The organism is Scandinavium hiltneri (assembly GCF_024764835.1).
In the GTDB taxonomy this organism is placed as follows: Bacteria; Pseudomonadota; Gammaproteobacteria; order Enterobacterales; family Enterobacteriaceae; genus Scandinavium; species Scandinavium hiltneri.
The window spans coordinates 137,761-155,623 of record NZ_JALIGE010000068.1 but is presented as its reverse complement, the minus strand read 5'-3'; the positions used below and the strand labels follow the sequence as shown (position 1 = coordinate 155,623).

Genomic DNA, 17,863 nt, shown 5'->3' with positions numbered 1-17,863 from the left:
AAGCTGTTCAATTTTTTATATTTCGAAATTGCCGACTAATGTAGTTTGCGTTATGTTGATGATCGTATTTCTGATTATTACCCAGTGCTATCTAATTCACTCTATTCCGGCCGGAAATTTATATGCAATATATCCTACCGAATGCTGTTTATGGCGCTAATCTGTATATCTCCTGGTTTTCTTACGTACTGCATTTTCTTTCGTAGTACGGATCATTATATAAAAATAAAACCCGGATATAAAAAAGTCTGACAAATAAAAGTTATAAAATTTGCGTTAAGGGAATACTTTAACCATGTACACACAGACAATATTTGAATTGAGTCAGGAAGCTGAGCGCTTGCTGCAGCTGGCATTACGACATTTCGATACCGTGAATGGGCTTCCGGGTAACATGCTGAGCGGTGCACAGGCTATGTCTGATGCGTCTGGGGGCTCGCATGGCCGCCATCCGGGAAGCCATTTATTGGCGACGCAGCAGGACACGCTGAATAACGAGTTGCGGAAAATTACCCGTCTGGAAATGGTGCTGGCGATTGTTGGCACAATGAAGGCGGGGAAATCTACTACCATTAATGCCATTGTTGGAACGGAGGTTTTGCCTAACCGTAACCGGCCGATGACCGCACTTCCCACACTTATTCGCCATACGCCGGGTCAGAAAGAACCTGGTCTTCATTTTATTCATGCTAAGCCCATTGAACGCTTAATGCATGAATTGCAGGATAAACTTCGCCATGTCGACCGGGCGAAGCTTGCACTCAAGCTTGAAATGGATAAAGACATGACCGCCCTGCTCGAGCGTATTATCGGCGGAGTGGCTTTTGAAAAACATTATCTCGGGGCGCAACCCATATTCCAGTGTCTGAAAAGCCTGAATGATTTGGTTCGTCTTTCTCGAGCAATGGACGTCGACTTTCCGTTTGCCGATTACGCTTCCATTGAACATATTCCGGTGATTGAGGTGGAGTTCGTGCATCTCGCCGGACTGGGCGAAAACGCAGGCCAGTTGACGCTGCTGGACACGCCGGGGCCGAACGAAGCCGGGCAGCCGCATCTGCAAAAAATGCTTAATGAGCAACTGGCCCGCGCCTCGGCGGTGCTGGCGGTGATGGATTACACCCAGCTCAAATCCATTTCCGATCAGGAAGTGCGTCAGGCGATTGCCGCGGTTAGCAAGTCGGTACCGCTGTACGCGCTGGTGAACAAATTCGATCAGAAGGACCGAAACAGCGATGATGAGGATCAGGTGCGGGCGATGATCTCCGGCACGCTGATGAAGGGTTATATTCATCCGGGACAGATTTACCCTGTGTCGTCGATGTGGGGTTATCTCGCCAATCGCGCGCGCCATGAGCTGACCCTTAACGGCAGATTACCCGACCCGCAGGAGCAGCGCTGGGTGCAGGATTTTGCCGAAGCGGCACTGGGTCGCCGCTGGCGCACCGCCGATCTGGCTGACGTGACCCACATTCGCCACGCCGCAGATTTGCTGTGGGAAGATTCGCTGTTTGAAAAACCCATCAATATGCTGCTGCACGCCGCGCATGCCAATGCCTCGCTGTTCGCCCTGCGTTCCGCTTCGCACAAGCTGCTGAACTACGCCCAGAGCGCCCGGGATTTCCTGGAGTTTCGCCTGCAAGGGCTGACCGTCGCCGCCGGGCAGTTGCAGGATAATATCGTTCGTCTCGAAGAGGATATGGTGCAGTTCGAGGTGTGCCAGCGGGTGGTGAGCGAAGAAATTAACCATGAAGTGGAACAGGCGATGGACGCCGCAGAATCGTTTATCTCCGGGCAGCAAAGTGAGATTTTAGCGCTGATCGACAGCAGCTTTAGCCCGGACAATCTGCGGCTGATGAGCCTCGCTAACGGCGCGGATTTGCAATGGTCGCAGCATGATGACAGCGGCGAAATCGTGCTCGATGATGAGGAGCAGGCCAACCGGCTGCTCGGTATTATTCGCGCCGACTGTGAAGGCACGGTGTTTGCCTGTCAGCAAAGCATTATTCGCGAGCTGTCGCTGCGTTTTGACCAGCTCGAAACGTCGCTCAGCCGAACGCTTGATGACGCGCTGAAGCCGATTGAATCTCATGTGAAGGAAGAACTGCACCGCGCCGGGTTCCGTACGCGGATAACGCTGCCGGTATTTCAGTCCGGCTCGCTGCAAATCACCATGCCGCAGTGGTTTAACGGGGCGATTGTCACCGAAGATCTGCCGTTGGGTAGCCAGCGCGGCGGGATGCGCGATTCCATTAGCCGCTGGCTGAATAATCCCGGTTGGGGCTGGGATGATTATGTGATGACTAAAACGCGTTATATTATTGATATGAAAGCGATTAAGGAGCGCATCGTGGTGAGTGTTTCGACCTTCTGCTCACAAATCCTTAAAGCTTTAGCCGCGCAAGTCGATGTCTCTGTTACGGCGGGAATGGTGACCTTCTTTGCGGAGTTTTCACAGAGCCTCAGCGGCCTGCAGAAAAATTTGCAGGAGAGTCTCTCTTTGCGCCAACAGCATCAGTCCACGGTTAATGCCCTTTGCTTGCAGCTTGCTCAGTGCCTGGCCGCGGTACGCTGGATTGAAGAGGATGCGCGCCTGTTGCGTGATGATATTCAAACCTTTTTTGCGGCTGAACAGAGATGAACACGCGATTGCTGGAGGGGCCAGGCCGAATACTGGAATCTCTCCATGCCCGATTTATGGTGGATCTGGTGTTGGGCATTGAAAACCCGCGTCAGCATACGCTTGCCCCGCAACAGCAGCAGTTTCGCGAACGCCTGATGAATGAAATCGTGACGCAAACGCAGCTGCGCCCGTGGTCGGTGGCGGGCCTGTTTAGCGATAACCCGGCGATGCGTCTCGGGTTGGCGGAAAAACTCGCCAGTCAGTTCGACCCCGGTCATCTGGCGCTGACGCGCATGAGCCGTTACCTGCAACAGTTACAGAGCAAAAGCCACAGTTCGCCAGAGCTGCGCCAGCAGTTTGGCCTGGTGAGCGAACAGTTCAGCCAGCGCGCGGAGCATAAACAGCGTGCGCTGACGCAGCGTGGGCTGATGGTCGAATCCGGTTCGCACAGCGATGAAGTATTCACCCGCTGGCACGCCGGGCAGTACGACGGCTGGTCGCTGGCCGGACGTTGTTACATTGTACTGGAAGAGCTGCGCTGGGGCGCGTTTGGTGATGCGTGGCGGCTCGCAAACGATGAAGTGCGCGGCTTGCTGAAAGACAGTTTGCGTTCGACGACGGCTCAGTATCTGGCGCAAGGCATCGGTGCTGCGACGGAAACGCGTCATTTTTATCATCAGTGGCTGGCGTCGCCGACGTCATTAGGCTTGATGGATCACAAAGAGATGTTGGCCTGGCTGGGCAGCAGCTGTGACGTGATGCGTCAGCCGGTGTGCTGGTCGGTGACGCAAACCTGGCAGCCGGTGGCGCTGGGAATGCCGCGTCTGTGTTCTGCGACCCGACTGGTTGATGCGATGCTGGAAGAGTTGTTTACCGACGATGCCTGATGGCCCCGCCGGTCAGTGAATGATGATGATCATCGCTACGACCCACGCGACGGCAATTTTTGTGAGCACCAGAGTGCCGGATTTGCGCAGTACGGTGCCGGTTGCACGTAAGTCGATCGACGCCCCGATGCAGAAAAAACAAACCGCCAGGATTGGCACCGTACCGCCAATCATTCCTTTGGTGAACGAACCAAAATAATTCCCTGTATCAGGTGCGAGCGTATTTAACACAGCGCCTAATAGCAGGGGAACTAACATCATTCCACCGGGGATACGTTCAATCGTGGCTTTGATTTTCATTTTCTATCCTCGCTTCCCACAGCGCTCCGCGCCGGGAAGACATAAAAGAATGCGGTTCAACAAATTGACTGACGGTCTGTCAGTTATCTGTTTGTTTATGCGAGAGAATTTAAGCAGAGGTGGCCTGGTTGTTTTCTCTTCATCAGCGGCGGACTGATGCGTTCGGGCTATAATTTAATAAATGGAATATTAATTTAATTAAAATAAAATAATGTTTTAAATATACGCAAAGACTATTTAAAGGAAAGGGTGGTGAGGCTTTAAATAATCAATGAGGTGTGAATTGGATGTAAAGAATTGTCGACAACAAACCGTTGGCAAATAAATAATTCTCAGGCTTATTTTTGGTTAATTGGCTGGCGTGATTGGCATTTTTCTTATGTCTGAGGAGAATCTGGATTAAGAATGTACTTAGCGCAAATATGAACTTATTGACGTTTCATGAATCAACTTAACAGTAAGCATTATTTTCCGTGAAGTTGATCACACATATAAACACTGTTAGGGTAAGAAAGGAAAGTACGGAAAATATCACTCTACTTTGAGGGTTTGGTCAGAATCTTTTACTGCCAGAGCAGGCGTCAACAGGTTCGGTTGTACAGGCTGTGAGCAGCCAGTGTAAGTAAACCTGCTACGCTTGAAATGAGGAGCACAGCAATTCGCCGCTCCCTAATCGCACACAAGCGAACCTTCGTGTTTGCCTCCCCCTGTGTGCGCTCACGGCGATAGTTAACGAGGATAAAATGCTAAAAAGGAAAAAAGTTAAGCCGATCACGTTACGTGATGTCACCATCATCGACGACAGTAAGCTGCGCAAAGCGATTACCGCTGCGTCGCTCGGTAACGCGATGGAATGGTTTGACTTCGGTGTTTACGGTTTTGTGGCCTACGCACTCGGTAAGGTCTTCTTCCCGGACGCTAACCCCAGCGTTCAGATGATTGCTGCTTTGGGGACCTTCTCTGTTCCCTTCCTGATCCGTCCACTGGGTGGCCTGTTCTTCGGCATGCTCGGCGATAAATACGGTCGTCAGAAAATACTCTCTATAACCATCATCATTATGTCGATCAGTACATTCGGTATTGGTCTGATCCCGTCGTATGCCTCCATTGGCATTTGGGCTCCGGTTCTGCTGTTGCTGTGTAAGATGGCCCAGGGCTTCTCGGTGGGCGGGGAATACACCGGCGCGTCTATCTTCGTGGCGGAATACTCTCCGGACCGTAAACGCGGCTTTATGGGCAGTTGGCTCGATTTCGGGTCGATTGCAGGCTTCGTGCTCGGTGCGGGCCTGGTGGTACTGATTTCTACCATTGTCGGTGAGGACAACTTCCTCGACTGGGGCTGGCGTCTGCCGTTCTTCCTGGCGCTGCCATTAGGCCTTATCGGCCTGTATCTGCGACACGCTCTGGAAGAGACGCCTGCGTTCCAGCAGCACGTTGAGAAACTGGAGCAGGGCGACCGTCAGGGTCTGCAAGACGGGCCGAAAGTCTCGTTTAAAGAGATTGCGACCAAACACTGGCGCGCGCTGCTGGTCTGCGTGGGGATGGTGATTTCAACTAACGTTACCTACTACATGCTTCTGACCTACATGCCGAGCTACCTGTCGCATAACCTGCATTATTCAGAAGACCACGGCGTGCTGATCATCATCGCCATCATGGTCGGGATGCTGTTTGTTCAGCCGATTATCGGGATGCTGAGCGACCGCTTTGGACGCCGTCCGTTTATCCTGATCGGGAGTGTGTTGCTGTTCCTGTGCGCTATCCCGGCGTTCATCATGATTAACAGCGATGTGGTTGCCCTGATATTCGCCGGGCTGTTGCTGCTGGCGGTTATTCTGAACTGCTTTATCGGCGTGATGGCGTCGTCGCTGCCGGCGATGTTCCCGACGCACATTCGTTACAGTGCGCTGGCCAGTGCGTTTAACATTTCGGTGTTGGTTGCCGGTCTGACGCCAACGCTTGCCGCGTGGCTGGTGGAATATACGCAGGATCTGATGATGCCAGCGTACTACCTGATGGTGGTTGCGGTGATTGGTCTGCTGACCGGTATTACCATGAAAGAAACCGCCAATCAGCCGCTGAAAGGTGCGACGCCAGCAGCATCGGACATCCATGAAGCGAAAGAAATTCTGCAAGAGCATCACGACAATATCGAACATAAAATTGAAGATATTGATGCGGAAATTGAAGCGTTGCAGGAAAAACGTACCCGTCTGGTCGATCAGCACCCGCGTATCAACGAGTAACCGTCTCTGGTGCTGTCAGGCTTAAGAGACGAATGGTTTTTCAACGGTGCCTTTTACAGGGCACCGTTTTTTTACCAGAAACTAGAGTTATGGCGCTGGAGTCCAGGACGATATTGATAGCCTGCAGCAGAGGCATCAATGGGGTCAAAACATTCCAGTTGATCAAAATAGTACAATGATTTGGGTAGCGCCTGCGTTTGCCCTCCCAGCATCGCTCCCATACCTGAGGCCATTATCGTATTGAACACCCGCTGATAGCTGTTTTGCACGCTGCCATACTCTCTTTTGGCTCCATAGGCGTTAGGGGTGTTATAGCGTGACAGGATGTAATGGAATACCCGGTGCCAGAAATAATGATACCTGTCGGACAGGATGACGCCCTGGTAGAGCCGGCCATTGGCTTTGCTGACATACACGCAAAACGAGGAGATGGCCTGTTTGTAAAACTGCCTTAATCTAGCGACATCGCGGACTTTTGCATCAGCGTCCATATAAATCCCCCCCATGGTATAGAGGATTGCATATCTGGCGATATCACTTGCGGCCGCGATATTGTTAAATGCGCCAAATTTCTCTCGCAAAAAAATCCCCTCCAGGCGGGGTAATAGCTTAAAGGGCGAGACACTTCTAAAAGCGGAGGTAATCTGATGAATGCAGACTCCCTCTTGAGGATATGAGAGCGGCAAGGCGTAGTTTTGGTCCAGCCAGAGGTGATAGGTAAACGTTTTTTCGCTATCTAAGCGGCGAAACCGCGCAATGTTTTCAAGTAAATAATGAGGTGGCCGGCTACCCATCCATATCCAGTGGGCATTCAATGTTCGCATAGTGTCATCCCTGGTGTCGCGTTGCATGATTATGACCAGGTTATACCGTGGATCCCCACTGTGGGGGGCAACATTTTATATATTCTGCGATGTGATTGGCAGAAGTGTGTCAACGCTGCATCGACAACGCGACCGGGAACTCAGCAACCGGCGGCGATATAGTCGCCGTTTGCGCTGATCGGAATCACGGTAAGGAACAGCACTACCGCGAACAGAATAATCAGCACTCCGCCGATGATTTTCACCGTCGGTACCAGCCAGCGCATCTGTTCGGAACCTTCACCAAACCACGCCACCGTGCGCTCGCGCGCGTAACGTACCGCCAGCGATAACCCGAGAATGGAGAGCGCGGTGCCGAGCGCCATCGACATTACCGCCGCAATGCCCCAACTGACGATGCCGAGGGCGTTGGAGAACAGTAAAATCATGATCGCCCCGCTGCACGGCCGCGCCCCGATGGCAATCACAATGCCTGCGCGGGTTTTCCAGTCGGCATGGGTGATATCGGCCCCCACGCCGTGATGCCCGCAGCCGCAGTCGGCACCGTGGTCATGCCCGTCATTGGACAGGGGTTTAATGCGACGAATGCTGAAGGTTTTCGGCTTCAGGCTTTTCAGGGTCTGCCAAATCACAAACATGCCGAAGCTGCCGATCAGCACCGCGCTGATTTTCTCAATGTACCAGCGGCTTTCACTGAGGTCGCCCGAGGCCAGATTCATCCCGACGGCGAGCACAAAGACGAACACAATGGCGCTGATGCCCTGCATCAGGCTACCGAGGAAAGGCACTACCCGCGAGGCCAGCTGACTTTCCTGATGCGTGCTGAGATAGGTTGTGACAATAAATTTGCCATGACCCGGTCCGATGGCGTGCAGCACCCCGTAAAGAAACGCCCCGGCTAACAGCCACAGCCCACCGGTGTACTGATGGTTGTTGAGCTGCAGCAGGTACATCACCAGATAGCGATGCAGCGTGATTTGCGTCGCTAGGCACCATTGCAGGAAGGCAGCCCAATGGGTGTGGAGCTGAAAGGCAAAGGCCAGTATCACCGCGGCGAGGATAGCAGCGGCGGGAATTCGCCAGTCGCGTTTAAGAATGGAAGTCATCATGGGGAAATAATGTCGGTAAAGAACGCATGCAGACATTATAAGAGGCGCTGGCTAAGAAGGGTAACCGAAAGGGCCAGCCCGCAGGCTGGCTTTGTGTCAAATGTTTACACCCATCGGTGTCTGGGCTAGTTGATAAAACGTTGTAGCCGCTGAAGCAGCAGCCTGTTTTCCTGCTTCAGGCGCTCGTTTTCATCGATCAGGGTCAGCGTGACGGCGATACCAGGCCAGTCGAGCGCCAGTTCACGTCGAAGACGTAGCGCGCGGTGGACGATGGTGACGGCACGATCGTCAAACAACCAGTGCGCGTCGGGGCTTTCGTCGGGCTGGATGACGCCCAGGCCGACTATCTCATCCAGCTCCTCTTCGGAGACGCCGGTATGCAGACAAAATTCGGTGACGGTCAGGGTGAAAGTGACGTTAGCCATGATTTTTACCCCACAGTTGGCGAGGGTTGAAGGTGATTTGTGCCTCAGCTAACTGCTGCCATAGGGCGCTGGTTTTCTCATCTGCTTTCGGCGGCATGACGATTTTAATCACCACAAACAGATCGCCGGTGTGTTGCTTATTCACCAGGCCTTTGCCTTTAATTCGCAGTCGCTGCCCGGCCTGACAGCCCGGCGGAATGGTCAGTAAAATCGGCTCTTTCAGCGTCGGGACCTTCACTTTTGCGCCCAGCGCGGCTTCCCAAGGGGCGAGCGGCAGCACAATTTCCAGATTATGTCCGACGATATCAAACAGCGGATGCGGTGCGATGCGGATGATGAGCCACAAATCTCCCGCAGGCCCACCGTTCTCGCCCGGCGTGCCCTGGCCTTTCAGACGAATGCGCTGCCCGTCACCAACGCCGGCCGGGATTTTAACGTTGAGCGATTTGGGGATTTCTTTCTCAACCATCCCGAAAACGTTGTAAAGCGGCAGCGTGTAGTTGATAGGGCGGGTGTGGGCTTCGAGCGTTTCTTCGAGGAAAACGGCGACTTCAATTTCGACGTCATGGCCACGGGCAGAATGTTGCTGACGCGATTGCTGTGCGTGCTGGCCAAAAATGGAGGAAAAGATATCGTCGAACTCTTGCTGGCTGTAGGTTTGTTGTTGTGAGTTGGGCTGTGCCTGCTGACGGAACGGCGGGTCGTTGCGGTGTTGCCAGAGGGTGTCATACTCAGTGCGTCGCTGTTCGTCGCTCAGCACTTCCCAGGCCTGCGCAATGTCTTTAAAGCGGGCTTCGGCATCGGGTTCTTTACTGACATCAGGATGGTACTTGCGGGCAAGACGACGATATGCGGTCTTAATAGTCTTGAGATCGTCCGTCGGCTTCACGCCCATAATGGCGTAATAATCCTTTAATTCCATAGCATTATCTCTTGTGAATCACACAAACAGAACGGGTTTCCCTAAAAACTCACCTTTTTAAGTGTAGGGTAACCCCGGTGATTCGCCCGGAGAAAATGCAGCGGATTAAAGAACGCAGGACTTAATACTTGCGAGGGGCTTTCAATTCACCAAAGTCGTCGTTCAGGCTGAACTGATAATCACACAGTTCTGCCCGGCGTTTATCGGCGGCTTTCTGGAATGCAGCCATATATTCGGGTTCGATACTATTTTCAATGCGGGCAACAATTTTTTCGAGCATCTGCTCTTCGTTCACATTTCGCAGTCGTTTCAAGTAGTTTTCAACGGTCATAGTGCAGCCTTCCGGTATCCGGTGGTTAATATATCGACGCGTACAGCGTCAATAGTACACTGTTTAGACAATTATTGTTTGTGCAATTGCGATCCGAATAGGCTCAATTTGGATGAAATGTTCATGGAAAATCCTGTAAACCCCTTAAACAGGACGGTTTCTGTTCATGATTGAACGGTGTCGAGGGAATGCGATTTTCAGTTTAGGGAAGGGGTGAGTCGCCTGCGGCGAATAATCGAACAGAGTTCGATGAAGAGTCCATACCCCAGAAAGCAAAAAACCAGCCCTAAGGCTGGTTTCTTTAAATAGTGGTGCCCGGACTCGGAATCGAACCAAGGACACGGGGATTTTCAATCCCCTGCTCTACCGACTGAGCTATCCGGGCAACGGGGCGAATTAAACCTTAATCAGCGTTGTCCGTCAACCCAAATCACGGAAATCTAGCGCGTTTGCTTAACATTGCGGCAAACTGCGCAAATTATCTGCGATTGACGTGAGCGAGGCACATCAGGTCAGTGCGCCACCCGAACGGCACTGGGCGAAGCGTAGAATATCTTCTGCCAGGCGCTGTGCGGTATCAACATCCTGCTGGCTGCGTTTAACCAGCAAACGGCTCAGGCAGCCTTCAAGTACCAGCTCCATTTGCTTCGCCACCATCGTCGGGTCATCCACTTCCAGCTTCGTCAGCAGTTCATGCGTGAAAGCATGGGCGGTGCGCTTTTGCAGGTCCGCAAGCTGATGAATGGGGTGCTCGGGATCCGGGTAAAAGGTACACGCCGCGATGAACAGGCAGCCGGGATAGCGGTTATTGCTGACACACTCCGTCAATGCGCTGTAGCGGGCCAGCAGCTTTTGCTCGCTGCTGAGCGCCTCATTGAGCATTAACTGTCGGCGCCAGATATCCACCTGCTGGCTGAGATAGCGCAGCACATCATACAACAGCGCTTCTTTGTCGGGCCAGAAACGCTGCAAATCATCAAGCGGGAGGTTGGCCTCGTTGGCCACCATTTCCAGCGTTGTGTCGGCAATCCCTTTAATCTCAAGTAATTGCAGGGCTTTCCCCAATACGTCTTCGCGTTGCACGGCTTTATCCTCCGTTTATCCCTTTAAAAGTGTCGTTTACCGGACCAGATTCTGCAAATGCGCCTGAAACGCGGCGGCATCCATAAATCCGGCAACCCGCATGGCTGGGATCTCTTTACCTGCGGAATCAAAAAACAGAATGGTCGGCAGACCCGGAACTTGCAACTGTTTCAGCAGCTCCGCATCTTGCGTTGTGTTACGCGTCACGTCGGCCTGCAGCAAAACGCTGTTTTTCAGCGCCTGCTGAACCTGCGGATCGCTAAAGGTGTATTTCTCGAACTCTTTGCAGGCAACGCACCAGTCGGCGTACAGGTCTAGCATAACCGGTTTGCCGTTAGCCTTTGCCAGCGCCTGATTTAGTTCATCCACGTTAGTGATACGCGTGAAGTTTAAATGCGCCTGCTGTTGCGTTGGCACAGCGCCAAATGCCCAATCCTGGAGCGGGCGCGCACTGACCAGCGCCGCGGCCAGCAGTATGATTTGTATTGCCCGCATCCACGGTTTGCTGGCCGTCAGGCTGGCGATAAACGCCCAGCCGAAGAAGGCAACGCCAAGCATCGACCACAGACGCAGTCCCCACGCGTCGCCAATAATACGTTCGAGCAGGAACACCGGCAGCGCGAGGATCACGAAGCCAAAGGCGATTTTAACCTGTGCCATCCACGGCCCGCTTTTCGGTAGCAGCCGGTTGCCAAAGACGGTGACCAGAATCAGCGGTAATCCCATTCCCAATGCGTACAGGTACAGCGTGCCGCCGCCCAACCACAGATTTCCGCTTTGGGCGATGTACAGCAGAATGGCACTCAGCGGCGCGGTAGTGCAGGGAGAACAAATCAGCCCAGCGATGGCACCCATCGCAAATACGCCGCCCGCAGAGCCGCCCTGTTGGCGATTACTCATCAGCGTCAGGCGGGTTTGCAGCGAAGAGGGGAGCTGCAGGCTGAACAGGCCAAACATCGACAACGCCAGCAGAATAAACACCGCTGACAGGCCAATCAGCACGTAAGGATGCTGGAGCGCAGCCTGAAACTTCAGCCCGGCCGCCGCAACCACCAGGCCCAGCGCGGTATAGGTCAGCGCCATGCCCTGTACATAGATAAACGCCAGCAGCAACGCGCGGCCCGTTGAGAGGCGCTGTTGACCGCCAAGCACGATACCGGAAATCAGCGGATACATCGGCAACACGCACGGCGTGAAGGCGATACCAATGCCAATCAGCAGCGCCCACAGTGCCGAGAACGGCAATGTAGCGGGCGGCTCGCTGGTGGGGTGATTGACCTTCGCTGCAGGCGGGGTCACTGATTCAGGCGTAGCCTTGGCCGGGGCGATAACGTCGCTCAGAGGCACCACTTTCGTTTCCGGTGGATAACAGAACCCGGCTTCTGCGCAGCCCTGATAGGTGACCGTTAACGTCGCGCCTTTACTGGCCTGATTGATGATGACCGGAAGCGTGAGCTGATGGCGGTAGATTTCACTTTTGCCAAAGAATTCATCTTCATGCCATTCGCCGTTGGGCAACTGCAACGGGCCGACAGAGGCCTGCGCGGGTGTGATGCTTACCTGTTTTCGGTACAGGTAATAGCCGTCTTTTATCTGCCAGCTCAGATTAAGGTCATGGGCGCTCTGCTGGAAATCAAAAGCAAATGCCCGATCAGCAGGAATGAAATTGGAGCGGCCGGGTGCGTCAAATAACCCGGCAAAGGCCGATGTGCTGCACAGCAGCAGGATCAGCGTAATGAATCGTTGAGCCATGAGAGGTAAGCATTGTCTCCGTGGGAAACGGGTAAAACCAGCAATTCTGGCGTTTGATACGGGTGATGTGACTTCAGGCAGTCCAGGAGTTCCTGCTGATGCGCCGTATCTGATTTCAGCAGCATCTGCACCTCGTACTCCTGTTCGAGCTTGCCTTCCCAGTAGTAGAGTGACGTGGCGTTGGGCATGAGCGTGACACATGCCGCGAGCTTTTCAGCCAGCACTTTAGCAGCCAGGTCCTGGGCTGTAGCTTCATCCGGGGCGGTACAGAGCACAACAACTGCGGTGGGCAGGGTCATCGTCAACCTCGTATCGGCGAAAAAAGGCACTATAGCACGATGCGGGGCGGGAGGATGAAGGAGTCAGGCCGCTAGCGGCCTGACTTTAAGCATTTTTACACCCGGTGAGGGTCAGAGAATGAAACTGCCGAGCAGGAAACCGAAGCAGACGGAGAAAATCACGCCCATGGTGCCAGGGATAAAGAATGGATGGTTAAACACGAAGCGGCCAATGCGCGTGGTGCCGGTGTCATCCATCTGCACGGCGGCAACCAGCGTCGGGTAGGTCGGCAGGATAAACAGGCCCGACACAGCTGCAAATGAGGCTACGGCGGTCAGCGGAGACACGTTCAGCGCCAGCGCCATTGGCATCAGCGCTTTGGCGGTCGCAGCCTGAGAATAAAGCAGCGCCGAAGCGAAGAAGAAAATCACCGCAAGCAGCCACGGATGGCCCTGAATCACGCTGCCCGCAGTCTCTTTGATCCAGTCAATATTGGCGGACACGAAGGTGTCGCCGAGCCACGCTACGCCCAAAATACAGATACAGGCGCTCATCCCGGCCTTAAAGGTGCTGGAGCTGAGAATGCTGTCAGTTTCTACGCGACACAGAATGGTGGTCAGCGTCGCGACGCTCAACATGATAATCAGGATGGCGTTGGTGGTGTTCATGAGCGGGGCGGCTACCAGGCCAAGGCTTGGGCTGTTGACGATGGCATAAACCACCACGCAAACCACGCCGAGCAGGAACATCAGTACCGACAGTTTCGCCCGGGGTTTGATCTCCATCTGACGTTCGCCGCGCAGTTCCACCAGGCCCTCTTCCAGGCGCTTGAGGTATACCGGGTCGTCGGACAGCTTAGCGTTAAACAGCATGGTGACGAGGAAAGACATCAGTAGTACCGCCATCAGCGTGGAAGGGATAACCACTGAAAGCAGGTGAATGTAGCTGATACCGTGGCCTTCCAGAACCGACGACATGTACACCACGGCTGCGGAAATTGGCGAGGCGGTAATCGCAATCTGCGCGGCAACAACGGCTGTGGACAGCGGGCGGCACGGTTTAACGCCTTGTTCTTTCGCCACTTCGGCGATAACCGGCAGCGTGGCCAGCGAGATGTTGCCGGTACCGGCAAAAATGGTCAGAAAGTAGGTGACGATCGGTGCGAGAATGGTGATGTATTTTGGATTTCTGCGCAGCAGTTTCTCGGTTTGATTCACGAGATAGTCCAGACCACCGGCAATCTGCATCGCTGAGATAGCCGCAATCACCGCCATGATGATGGAGATAACGTCAAACGGGATATGCCCCGGCTTCACGCCTATTACCGCGAGGACGAGAACGCCCAGGCCACCCGCATAACCGATGCCAATGCCCCCTAGTCTGGCGCCGATAAATATCGCCGCTAATACAATGATAAGTTCGATGACTATCATGGCCGCTTCCTTGATTGTTGGATGTTGGATACGTAAATGTTATTTTTTTGATGTTCCAGAAATGAAAAAAGGCACGTCACCCCTGACGTGCCTTGCATGATTTTAACCAGAATTATTACTGTTCGCTTTCATCTGTAAAACGCTTGGCTTTGTAGGCCGGATGCATCAGGTTCTGTGGCGAGAAGATATCGTCCAGCTCTGCTTCGGTAAGCAGGCCGCGCTCCAGCACCACTTCACGTACGCTCTTCCCGGTTTCAGCACAGATTTTACCAACGATGTCGCCGTTGTGGTGGCCGATGAACGGGTTGAGATAGGTAACAATCCCGATGGAGTTGTAGACGTAGCTCTCGCACACGGCTTTGTTGGCGGTAATGCCGTTGATGCATTTTTCCAGCAGGTTGTAGCAGGCGTTGGTCAGAATGTGGATGGACTCAAACATCGCCTGGCCAATCACAGGTTCCATCACGTTCAGCTGAAGCTGGCCCGCTTCAGATGCCATGGTCACGGTGGTGTCGTTGCCAATCACTTTGAAGCACACCTGGTTCACGACTTCTGGCACCACCGGGTTCACTTTGGCTGGCATGATGGACGAGCCCGCCTGCAGTTCTGGCAGGTTGATTTCGTTCAGGCCAGCACGCGGGCCGGAGGAAAGCAGGCGCAGGTCATTACAGATTTTCGACATTTTCACTGCCAGACGTTTCAGTGCACTGTGCACCATCACGTATGCACCGCAGTCGGAGGTGGCTTCAATCAGGTCTTCTGCAGGCACTACCGGCATGTTGGCAACTTCGGCCAGCTTCTGTACCGCCAGTTGCTGATAGCCGTCTGGCGTATTCAGGCGCGTACCGATGGCGGTTGCGCCGAGGTTCACTTCCAGTAGTAGTTCAGCCGTGCGCAGCAGGTTTTTCGTTTCTTCGTTCAGCAGCACGTTAAATGCGTGGAATTCCTGGCCGAGCGTCATCGGAACTGCATCCTGCAGCTGGGTGCGACCCATCTTCAGAATATCCTGGAATTCAATGGATTTACGCTGGAAGCCATCTCCCAGTTGGTTAATGGCGTCGATCAGTTTGACGATGGAGGCATACACCGCGATGCGGAAACCGGTCGGGTAGGCGTCGTTCGTTGACTGGCACTTGTTGACGTGATCGTTAGGGTTCAGGAACTGATATTCCCCTTTCTGATGTCCCATCAGCTCGAGGCCGATGTTGGCCAGCACTTCGTTGGTATTCATGTTCACGGAGGTACCCGCGCCGCCCTGATAGACGTCAACCGGGAACTGATCCATGCATTTGCCGTTGTTCAGCACTTCATCACAGGCGGCAACAATGGCGTCGGCGACACCTTTAGGAATAGTGTGTAGCTCTTTATTCGCCAGCGCGGCGGCTTTCTTCACCATTACCATCCCGCGAACAAACTCCGGGATGTCGCTGATTTTGTTGTTGCTGATGTAGAAATTTTCAATCGCTCTCAGAGTGTGGACACCGTAATAAGCGTCCGCTGGAACTTCCCTGGTGCCCAACAAGTCTTCTTCGATACGAATGTTGTTTAACATGTGAACCTTCTTGATTAAGCTGCTAATGATTTCACCCTACACACAGGATGAGTGGGGTCATGTGTGTTTTTTAGCCGACGATTATTTCCTTAATCGGCCCGGTGCCCATGATCATATGCTGATGATAGCGAATTGCCGTAATCTGGATCACTTATTATGCGCCGATCCATATCAGATTTATTAATCTGTGAAATGAATCACCGCAATAACACCAGGGTGAAAAAGAGTGCCGCCGCCGATTGAAAATGCGGTTTTTGCCTCCATCTCCTGAACACGCGAATCGCAAACTCATTCAAACAGCCGCCGGAAGTGGTTGTTGCTCAACAGGAGAAACCAGTGCGCTGGATACCTTTAATTGCCGTTTTTTTATATGTCTACATTGAGATCTCGATATTCATTCAGGTCGCGCATGTGTTCGGCGTATTGATGACCCTGATTCTGGTGATTTTCACCTCGGTCATCGGGATGTCTTTGGTGCGTAACCAGGGCTTTAAAAACTTTATGCTGATGCAGCAGAAGATGCAGGCGGGCGAAAGCCCTGCGGCGGAAATGATCAAAAGCGTGTCGTTGATCATCGCGGGCCTGCTGCTGGTGCTGCCGGGCTTCTTTACCGATTTCCTCGGTATGCTGCTGCTGTTACCGCCGGTGCAAAAACACCTGACGCTCAAGCTGATGCCGCATCTGCGTTTTGCCCGCACGCCGGGCGGTGGCTTTACCGCAGGCAGTGGCGGCGGAGATACCTTTGACGGGGAATATCAGCGTAAAGATGACGAACGCGACCGACTGGAAAACAAAGACGACCGCTAATGAGACGAGCCCGGAGGCACAATGCCCCGGGCTTCTTTATTGTGTAACCACCGCCCCGCGCTTGGGCAAAAATAGCCACAGCGCCGCCAGCATGATAATGGCATACAGGCTTTTCAGGCCGACCATCGCCAGCAGCAGCAAACACAGAACCCCGCCAGTCACCGCCAGCACTCTGAATCTCCCTTTCAGCAAACGACATCCTGCCAGCATGCACAGCAGATAAATCATGATGAAAATGCCGTTGGCATATATGATTAACGCTTCCAGATTGATGTTCAGCGCATAGATGCACAGCGTGCTCAACACGCAGCAGCCGAGAACCATGTTCAGTGCATTCAGCGGAATACGTCGCGGGGAAAGCTGCGCCAGCCGGCTACTTGGCCGGTATTGCGCCTGGGACCACACCAGCCGGGCAAAGCTCTGGATATAAATATTCAGGCTGGCGAAGCATGCCAGAAAACCGATAACGCTCGCCATCCACAGGGCTTTAACGCCAAACAGCGTGACCACAATACTCGGCAACGAGGCCGCTGCGGCTTTATCGGCACCGAAAGCGTGGAAATGGAGCACCAGCACTGTGCAGGCCCAGTAGACGGCACCCGCCAACAGCAGGCCAATCATCAGCGCGCGCGGGAAATCGCGTTCCGGCTGTTTGAATTCGGAAGCCATGTGCGCGAAGGCTTCGAGGCCGACGAAGCACCAGAACATCACCGACAGCGCGGCGAAAAGCTGCGAGTGGTCGACGCGGGTGACTGGCGGGAAAGGGATGTCGGAAAAGGTGATGTTGCCTGCCCACCACAGTACCGCGATGAGCGCGACAATCAGGGCCGCGACCAGCGTTTGCAGATTGGCGCTGGTACTGGCGCCGCGCGAGCCGACCCACCAGATGATGCCCAGCGTGCCGAGTTCTGCCAGCAGCAGCTGTTCATCATGCCAGCCAAACAGCGCCTGGCTAAAACCGGTGGCAATATGTAACGCTGCCGGTAAACCTACCGGAATCACTGACAAAAACAGCCAACCGGTGACGCGCTCCAGTCGAGGGCCAAACGCCATGCCGACGAAGTGCGCCACGCCGCCTGCGCTTGGGAAATGACGGCCCAGTACGGCAAAGACAATCGCAATCGGGAAAACCAGCAGGATGAGCGCAGGCCACGCCCAAAGGCTGGTGTCACCAGCAACCAGCGCACCCAGCGCCGGAACGGCAAAGACGCCGGTGCCAAGCAGCGAAGTGGACAGTAATCCCACGCCTTGCGCCAGACCGAGCTCTTGTTTTAAACCTCTCATCACTTC

Annotated in this window: 15 protein-coding genes, 1 tRNA gene and 1 pseudogene; 4 read left to right on the top strand and 13 right to left on the bottom strand. The window is 53.8% G+C overall.

The window, feature by feature from the left end:
• The first annotated feature begins 295 nt into the window (after window positions 1–295).
• Together crfC and MUU47_RS03970 are read left to right on the top strand one after the other, a co-directional pair.
• Complete coding sequence (gene crfC, locus MUU47_RS03975; protein WP_258986859.1) at window positions 296–2,641, top strand: clamp-binding protein CrfC; 2,346 nt, start codon at window positions 296–298, stop codon at window positions 2,639–2,641.
• Window positions 2,638–3,510 (top strand): diguanylate cyclase regulator RdcB family protein, encoded by an 873-nt coding sequence (locus MUU47_RS03970; protein ID WP_258986857.1) that lies wholly within the window; start codon window positions 2,638–2,640, stop codon window positions 3,508–3,510. Before crfC ends, MUU47_RS03970 begins: the two co-directional genes overlap by 4 nt.
• A 27-nt stretch (window positions 3,511–3,537) precedes the next feature.
• Here MUU47_RS03970 and MUU47_RS03965 read toward each other — a convergent pair.
• Window positions 3,538–3,810 (bottom strand): annotated as a pseudogene (locus tag MUU47_RS03965) (2-keto-3-deoxygluconate permease); the annotation flags it as partial.
• A gap of 743 nt (window positions 3,811–4,553) precedes the next feature.
• Between MUU47_RS03965 and proP the strand changes: the two are divergent.
• Window positions 4,554–6,056, top strand: coding sequence for a glycine betaine/L-proline transporter ProP (proP, locus tag MUU47_RS03960; protein WP_258986856.1), 1,503 nt, complete (start codon window positions 4,554–4,556; stop codon window positions 6,054–6,056).
• Window positions 6,057–6,127: 71 nt separating this feature from the next.
• On the opposite strand, the gene MUU47_RS03955 is transcribed toward proP, so the two are convergent.
• The 11 genes from MUU47_RS03955 to aspA form a co-directional block, all read right to left on the bottom strand.
• Entirely contained in the window at window positions 6,128–6,880 is a 753-nt protein-coding gene (locus tag MUU47_RS03955) for a glycosyltransferase (protein ID WP_258986854.1), read from the bottom strand.
• Window positions 6,881–7,020: 140 nt separating this feature from the next.
• Window positions 7,021–7,989, bottom strand: coding sequence for a nickel/cobalt transporter (locus MUU47_RS03950; RefSeq protein WP_258986852.1), 969 nt, complete (start codon window positions 7,987–7,989; stop codon window positions 7,021–7,023).
• 125 nt (window positions 7,990–8,114) lie between these two features.
• Window positions 8,115–8,414: a chaperone modulator CbpM gene (gene cbpM, locus MUU47_RS03945; protein ID WP_258986850.1), complete on the bottom strand. Its 300-nt coding sequence runs from the start codon at window positions 8,412–8,414 to the stop codon at window positions 8,115–8,117.
• Entirely contained in the window at window positions 8,407–9,336 is a 930-nt protein-coding gene (cbpA, locus tag MUU47_RS03940) for a curved DNA-binding protein (RefSeq protein WP_258986848.1), read from the bottom strand. The genes cbpM and cbpA overlap by 8 nt, the downstream gene beginning before the upstream one ends.
• A gap of 121 nt (window positions 9,337–9,457) precedes the next feature.
• Window positions 9,458–9,667 (bottom strand): HHA domain-containing protein, encoded by a 210-nt coding sequence (locus tag MUU47_RS03935; RefSeq protein WP_110510966.1) that lies wholly within the window; start codon window positions 9,665–9,667, stop codon window positions 9,458–9,460.
• 309 nt (window positions 9,668–9,976) lie between these two features.
• Window positions 9,977–10,052: transfer RNA gene (locus MUU47_RS03930), tRNA-Phe, on the bottom strand.
• Between the two features lie 122 nt (window positions 10,053–10,174).
• Window positions 10,175–10,750 carry a transcriptional regulator gene (locus MUU47_RS03925; protein ID WP_258986847.1) on the bottom strand — a complete coding sequence of 192 codons (576 nt, stop codon included), beginning with the start codon at window positions 10,748–10,750 and terminating at the stop codon, window positions 10,175–10,177.
• Between the two features lie 36 nt (window positions 10,751–10,786).
• Window positions 10,787–12,502 (bottom strand): protein-disulfide reductase DsbD, encoded by a 1,716-nt coding sequence (locus MUU47_RS03920; protein WP_258986846.1) that lies wholly within the window; start codon window positions 12,500–12,502, stop codon window positions 10,787–10,789.
• Complete coding sequence (gene cutA, locus MUU47_RS03915) at window positions 12,478–12,801, bottom strand: divalent cation tolerance protein CutA (RefSeq protein WP_125351829.1); 324 nt, start codon at window positions 12,799–12,801, stop codon at window positions 12,478–12,480. Before cutA ends, MUU47_RS03920 begins: the two co-directional genes overlap by 25 nt.
• 111 nt (window positions 12,802–12,912) lie before the next feature.
• Window positions 12,913–14,214: an anaerobic C4-dicarboxylate transporter gene (locus MUU47_RS03910; RefSeq protein ID WP_258986845.1), complete on the bottom strand. Its 1,302-nt coding sequence runs from the start codon at window positions 14,212–14,214 to the stop codon at window positions 12,913–12,915.
• A gap of 115 nt (window positions 14,215–14,329) precedes the next feature.
• Window positions 14,330–15,766 carry an aspartate ammonia-lyase gene (aspA, locus tag MUU47_RS03905; RefSeq protein WP_258986844.1) on the bottom strand — a complete coding sequence of 479 codons (1,437 nt, stop codon included), beginning with the start codon at window positions 15,764–15,766 and terminating at the stop codon, window positions 14,330–14,332.
• A 336-nt stretch (window positions 15,767–16,102) separates the two neighbouring features.
• On the opposite strand from aspA, the gene MUU47_RS03900 reads away from it, so the two are divergent.
• Window positions 16,103–16,573 (top strand): FxsA family protein, encoded by a 471-nt coding sequence (locus tag MUU47_RS03900; protein ID WP_258986843.1) that lies wholly within the window; start codon window positions 16,103–16,105, stop codon window positions 16,571–16,573.
• Between the two features lie 36 nt (window positions 16,574–16,609).
• On the opposite strand, the gene yjeH is transcribed toward MUU47_RS03900, so the two are convergent.
• Window positions 16,610–17,857 carry an L-methionine/branched-chain amino acid transporter gene (yjeH, locus tag MUU47_RS03895; protein WP_258986842.1) on the bottom strand — a complete coding sequence of 416 codons (1,248 nt, stop codon included), beginning with the start codon at window positions 17,855–17,857 and terminating at the stop codon, window positions 16,610–16,612.
• Window positions 17,858–17,863: the final 6 nt, after the last annotated feature.

Bases quoted from the DNA above. Each gene is read 5' to 3' on its own strand.
- cbpM (WP_258986850.1), bottom strand. From the start codon at position 8,414: ATGGCTAACGTCACTTTCACCCTGACCGTCACCGAATTTTGTCTGCAT.
- cutA (WP_125351829.1), bottom strand. From the start codon at position 12,801: ATGACCCTGCCCACCGCAGTTGTTGTGCTCTGTACCGCCCCGGATGAA.
- yjeH (WP_258986842.1), bottom strand. From the start codon at position 17,857: ATGAGAGGTTTAAAACAAGAGCTCGGTCTGGCGCAAGGCGTGGGATTA.
- MUU47_RS03920 (WP_258986846.1), bottom strand. From the start codon at position 12,502: ATGGCTCAACGATTCATTACGCTGATCCTGCTGCTGTGCAGCACATCG.
- MUU47_RS03935 (WP_110510966.1), bottom strand. From the start codon at position 9,667: ATGACCGTTGAAAACTACTTGAAACGACTGCGAAATGTGAACGAAGAG.
- cbpA (WP_258986848.1), bottom strand. From the start codon at position 9,336: ATGGAATTAAAGGATTATTACGCCATTATGGGCGTGAAGCCGACGGAC.
- MUU47_RS03950 (WP_258986852.1), bottom strand. From the start codon at position 7,989: ATGATGACTTCCATTCTTAAACGCGACTGGCGAATTCCCGCCGCTGCT.
- MUU47_RS03955 (WP_258986854.1), bottom strand. From the start codon at position 6,880: ATGCGAACATTGAATGCCCACTGGATATGGATGGGTAGCCGGCCACCT.
- proP (WP_258986856.1), top strand. From the start codon at position 4,554: ATGCTAAAAAGGAAAAAAGTTAAGCCGATCACGTTACGTGATGTCACC.
- MUU47_RS03910 (WP_258986845.1), bottom strand. From the start codon at position 14,214: ATGATAGTCATCGAACTTATCATTGTATTAGCGGCGATATTTATCGGC.
- aspA (WP_258986844.1), bottom strand. From the start codon at position 15,766: ATGTTAAACAACATTCGTATCGAAGAAGACTTGTTGGGCACCAGGGAA.
- crfC (WP_258986859.1), top strand. From the start codon at position 296: ATGTACACACAGACAATATTTGAATTGAGTCAGGAAGCTGAGCGCTTG.
- MUU47_RS03970 (WP_258986857.1), top strand. From the start codon at position 2,638: ATGAACACGCGATTGCTGGAGGGGCCAGGCCGAATACTGGAATCTCTC.